Genomic DNA, 3,711 nt, shown 5'->3' with positions numbered 1-3,711 from the left:
GGCGGCGCGGCGCGCTGCTGCGGCACGGGCTCCGGACCGCGATCGTCCCGATGACCGCCTACTTCGCCTGCCAGCACGATGAGCTGCCCCCTGTGGTCGGAAACCTAGGGCCGGGCCGGCGTGGCCGCGATCCAGCAGTGCAGGGGGCCGGCTGTTCGTTTAACAAGCTGGGGTGACGGGGGGTGGTGTCGGTCGAAGGATGTAGCTCGATCTCCTTAATCGGCAGGAGGTTCGGCGCGCCTGGCCTGACTAGCGTTTCTTGAGATTCGGAACGCCTGTTCGCCCGCGGTCGGAAGGATTGCTCATGGCCCCTGCTCACAAGACGCTCCTCGCTGGTTCGATCACATTCGTGGCAGGGCTGGCGCTTTGGCTGTCGGGCCTTGATGAGAAGATCGTCATCATCACGCCGTCCAAGGTCGGGGTAGTGCTGATGATCTTGGGTGGATTGGAGACCTTGTACGGGGTCTACATGAGCGTGCGCACCGACCGCGCAGCGCGCGGCTAAGAGCCTGTTCCAAAAGCCAATGCGGAGGTCGCGCGGCGGCTGGTGCCGGCGCAGGGCTGGCTCACCTACGGCGGCGAATGGGTCGGGCTTCAGCCGGTCCACGTCCAGCGGCGCGGTCACAACATCAGGGCCGTATCCAGGCCCGTGGCGGTCGGCGGCTGCTGCCCGTCGGGGTGTGCGGTGCGGATCGCGGTGCTCGCGTTGGCGACTGCGTCCACCGTCCGGCGGGGGCGAGCCCCCAGGGGCACCACCGAACTTCTAGGGCCCCGGTTCGACGAACTCGCCCGCAACTACCGGGTAGCGGTCGTAGTGGTCGCCGCTTTGCTCTGGACCAACACACGATCCACCGGACAGGCCCGTAGGGCTGGGCCGTCCGCGGGGTTGATCTTTCCGGCGGCGAGGATCACTGCGGAAAAGAGATCATCTGCGGCCACTCCTCTCGTGACGCCCGTATCCGGCGGGGGCGATTCGAAAGGCCAGTGTCTACGGAAGAGCGTGCGGCCGACCTACGGGCCGAGATCGCTACATCGCTGGACGTGTTCATGAGAGCCTCATAGGCTTGACCGCGACCTAGGACGTTCCGGAATCCGGACGGACGCATGCCGAACGAACCTACGCGCCGCTCTACTGGAGCAGGGCCTGACAATCGCCACGCTCGCCGGGTCCCTCGACGTGGACCCGGAATCGGTAGAACGGTGGATCATCAAGGACCGCACCCCCTCCTGGTGGCATCGCATGGCAGCGACCCCATGTTCGCGTGGACAGAACATACGCGTCCAGGAACGCGCCACACCTATGCCGGGGGACCGGGCCATGGGCCACAAGATCGACTGCTGCAACTCTTATGGAGGTTTCCGGTGGAGGCTCGTCTTTCCTTGGAATCCGCCGACCCCATCGCGGACCTGGAGTCACTTGCGGATTGGCTCCGAGGTGAATCAGAGTTTCATGGAAGGGTGACGGTCCACTCGGAGCCCCCAGAGGGTGGCCAACTGGGGACGGTGCCCCAGGCTCTGGTCGTGGCACTGGGCTCCGGAGGGGCCGTCTCGGTTCTGGTGGCCACTCTGAGAAGCTGGCTCTCGCTGCCGCGGCGCTCAAGTGTCAAGATCAAGGTTCTGGGCAAAGACGGGGCCGAGATCGAGGTGGATGCCAAGAACATTCGGGAAAAACGGGTTGAGGCGCTGGTCGACGAAGTGCTCAATCGAGAGTCCGAATAGTATGCGCCTGCCGGACCCCCAGCGCTCGCGCGTGATTCTGATGGGCACAAGCGAATACAATGACGAAGCGATTCCGGACCTGCTCGCGGCTGAGACCTCCTTGCGTGATCTCAGTATCCTGCTGTCGGACCCCACATTCGGGATAGTCCCCGAGGAGAACTGCATCACCCTTCTCAATGAAGGGGATATCCGCCTGCTGGGCAGGAGGCTGCGGTCGGCGATATCGGAGGCAGAGGATCTGCTCTTGGTGTATTTCGCCGGCCACGGACTGATCGGCGGTAAGCGTCACGAGCTCTATCTTGGCCTGCCCGACAGTGAATGGAACGAGCCCGAATTCACCTCGCTGGAGTTCGAAAAACTGCGCAGTGCGGTACTCAACAGTCATGCGACGACCAAAGTAATCATACTCGACTGCTGTTTCTCGGGACGAGTCATCTCGGAGACGATGGCTGATCCGATCGCGTCCGTCGTCGGTCAACTCGATGTCGACGGCACGTATGTGCTCACGTCCGCTCAGCGCGATCAGGTCGCGCTGGTCCTTCCCGGTGAAGAGCACACCGCTTTCACCGGGAGGCTGATGAAGCTACTGCGGGAGGGTGTTCCTGAAGGCCCGCAACTTCTCTCCATAGAGGACATCTATCGCCATCTTCTGGTGGTCATGCAGGCTCAGGGGCTGCCGCAGCCGCAGAAGCGGGGCACGCGTACCGCTGATCTGATAGCCCTCGCCCGCAACCGTGCCGTCGTGAGCCGCACCGCGTCCTCCTTGCGGTCTCGCTATCTCATGGCGGTTGATCATGGTGAACGCGGGGATTGGCCTCGCGTAAGGGATCTCCTGGAGGATGTGTGCGCCGCACAGGAGGATCTTCTCGGGGAGAACCATCCGGACTTCTTGAGGAGTTGTCAACTTCTCGCGCACAGCATAGGGGCCCTGGGCGACCCCCGACAGGCGGCCGTAGAACTCCACTACCTGCTCGCCAGGCAGATAACGATTCTTGGTGACGAACACGCAGATGTATTGCAGTCGCGTCAGTATCTTGCGCTCAACATCGGCGAAGCCGGTTATCGCGGTGACGCAGTCAAGATGTTGCGCGTCCTGCTGCCGATGCGCCGACGTATCTTGGGAGCTCATGACAGCGCGACATTGCGTACGTGCCACCTTCTGGCGCGGAACCTGGCGGCCATCGGAGAAGTAGAGGAGGCCGAGGCGCTGTTGCGAGAAGTCGTCGAACGGCGAGAACAGACACTGGGTGCCCATCATCCACATACTGAGAGGGCGAAGCGTGATCTGAGTCGACTCTAGAGCGAAATGTCGGATCGCGCGAAACTGCCATGAGTGCCGAGCAGGAACTCCAGGGCCAGGATGTTGCAGTTTTGAACTGCTCATTCTGCGGAAAAAGTCGAATGCAGGTCCGCAAACTCATCGCGGGTCCCGGTGTGTATATTTGCGATGAGTGCATCGAGCTCTGCAATGAGATCATAACCGAAGAGCATGAATTCGATCCAGAAAATTACCTTCCTCCTCCTTATGAGCCATGCGCGATGGGAGAAGATGATGTGTACGTCTGGACCATGAGCTGAGTGCGGCTCACCTACACCGCGCTCGCGAGCCCATGCCGCGGTGCCCTCATAGGGGGACCCGCGTCCGCGGGTGTGGGGTCCATGTGGGGACGTCTCGCCCGCCGTAGCGTCCGGGCGAGCTTGGTGGCGCTGATTTCTAGGGCCATGTGGGGCGCCCTCCTCCCTTCTGAGAGGGGAGACACAGGAGCCAGCGTCAGTCGGTTTGGTTCGACGGTGCTGGACGGGGTCGGACTGGTCCCGTGGGCTCCTTCCCCTGTTTTCGCAGGTGAGCGGCTCCTTGACCGACTTCCCCGGACGGTGCCGGACGGGGTGCGAATATGGCTGACTCAGGGCGACCATCGTGGCGTTCACCCCGCGCGGCACGCCCGCCCTGCGCGCCGCGGCGATGGTCGTGCTGAGCCTGCTGGCCTCGCT

The 3,711-nt window shown here is 62.9% G+C and carries 3 protein-coding genes and 1 pseudogene; all 4 read left to right on the top strand.

Features of this window, described 5'->3' with window-relative positions; genetic code table 11:
* Positions 1-304 precede the first annotated feature (304 nt).
* Positions 305-505 (top strand): DUF5708 family protein, encoded by a 201-nt coding sequence (locus tag AB0C69_RS39740; protein ID WP_360361487.1) that lies wholly within the window; start codon positions 305-307, stop codon positions 503-505.
* A 599-nt stretch (positions 506-1,104) separates the two neighbouring features.
* Positions 1,105-1,719 carry a hypothetical protein gene (locus AB0C69_RS39735; protein WP_360361484.1) on the top strand — a complete coding sequence of 205 codons (615 nt, stop codon included), beginning with the start codon at positions 1,105-1,107 and terminating at the stop codon, positions 1,717-1,719.
* Between the two features lies 1 nt (position 1,720).
* Positions 1,721-3,019 carry a tetratricopeptide repeat protein gene (locus tag AB0C69_RS39730; RefSeq protein WP_360361481.1) on the top strand — a complete coding sequence of 433 codons (1,299 nt, stop codon included), beginning with the start codon at positions 1,721-1,723 and terminating at the stop codon, positions 3,017-3,019.
* 29 nt (positions 3,020-3,048) lie between these two features.
* Positions 3,049-3,207 (top strand): annotated as a pseudogene (locus AB0C69_RS39725) (ClpX C4-type zinc finger protein); the annotation flags it as partial.
* Positions 3,208-3,711 lie beyond the last annotated feature (504 nt).

This window comes from Actinomadura sp. NPDC048032 (assembly GCF_040653175.1).
GTDB classification, from domain to species: Bacteria; Actinomycetota; Actinomycetes; order Streptosporangiales; family Streptosporangiaceae; genus Spirillospora; species Spirillospora verrucosospora.
Note: the sequence above shows the minus strand (reverse complement) of the source record. Positions and strands in the feature narration are given on the sequence as shown.